The organism is Rhodococcus sp. NPDC057014 (assembly GCF_042673295.1).
Lineage (GTDB): Bacteria > Actinomycetota > Actinomycetes > Mycobacteriales > Mycobacteriaceae > Rhodococcus_F.
In genome coordinates this window covers 1-1,098 of sequence record NZ_JBHUSF010000656.1, presented here as the reverse complement: position 1 = coordinate 1,098, position 1,098 = coordinate 1, and the positions used below count along the sequence as shown (strand labels likewise).

At 69.6% G+C, this 1,098-nt stretch carries 1 protein-coding gene; it reads left to right on the top strand.

Annotated elements, in window-relative coordinates:
* The coding region (locus ACFTZB_RS45800) for an NAD(P)/FAD-dependent oxidoreductase (protein ID WP_378442655.1) at positions 1 to 1,098 on the top strand (1,098 nt) is incomplete at both ends.

Sequence of the window (1,098 nt, the reverse complement as noted above, 5' to 3'; positions counted from 1 at the left end):
TCGGTGCCGCGGCATCGGCCGGCAACGCCGGCTGGGTGACCCCGTTCCTGTCCACTCCCCGCGCCGCACCGGGTGCGGTTCGGGACGCGTTCCGAAGTTTCACCAGCACCGAGGGACCGGCCCGGATGCGCCCGCATCTCGAGCCGAGCTTCGCCGGCTGGATCACGAAGTTCCTGCGCGCGAGCACGAAGAAGCGGAACGCGAAAAGCACTGCCGCTCTGCAGGACTTCGCCCGTCCAGCGCACAGCTACTTCGATTCGCTGATCGAGCGGGGCGTGAGCTTCGAGCATTACACCGACGGGCTGGCGGTGGTGTTCAAGGAGGAGGAGAACCTCGTCCACTACGAACAGATCGTCACCAAGATGCGCTCGCTCGGCTACGTGGGCAGCGTCAAGGTCTACCGCGGTGAGGACGCTGCCGCGTTCGACCCGGCGATCCGCCGCGACCTCGCCGGTGCGCTGCACCTCGAGAGCGAACGGCACGTGCGGCCCGAGACGCTGTGTCAGGGGCTCGCGAAATGGGTGCAGGCCAACGGCGGCGAGGTCGCGGAACACGATGCGGTCACCGCGATCACGGCCCGCAGCAGCGGCCAGTGGATGGTAACGACCGAGTCCGGGCGGGAGATCGTCGCCGACAACGTCGTCGTCGCCGCCGGCTACCCCAGCCGCACCCTGCTCGCCCCGCTCGGCGTGACGGTGCCGCTCGAAGCGGCCAAGGGCACCAGCATGACCGCCCTCGGCGAGGGCACCGCCCCGGCGCACCCGCTCAAGCTGTACGAGAACATGGTGGCCTGCTCACCGTTCGGCAACGCCGTGCGACTGTCGGGAACCTTCGACATCGGCAACCGCGATTTCACGCTGAACCAGAAGCGGCTCGACATGGTGGTGCGGCAGGGCCTGAGCTTCCTCGAGGACTGGCGCCCCACCGACGTCGAAATCCAGTGGGTCGGTCACCGCCCCACCTCGGCGGACGACCTGCCGATCATCGGTCCGGTCCCCGGGCAGGCGGGCCTGTACCTGGCCACCGGCCACGGCACCCTCGGGGTGACCCTCGGCCCCGTCACCGGCGCCCTCGCCGCCAAGGAAATCGCGCGTCACG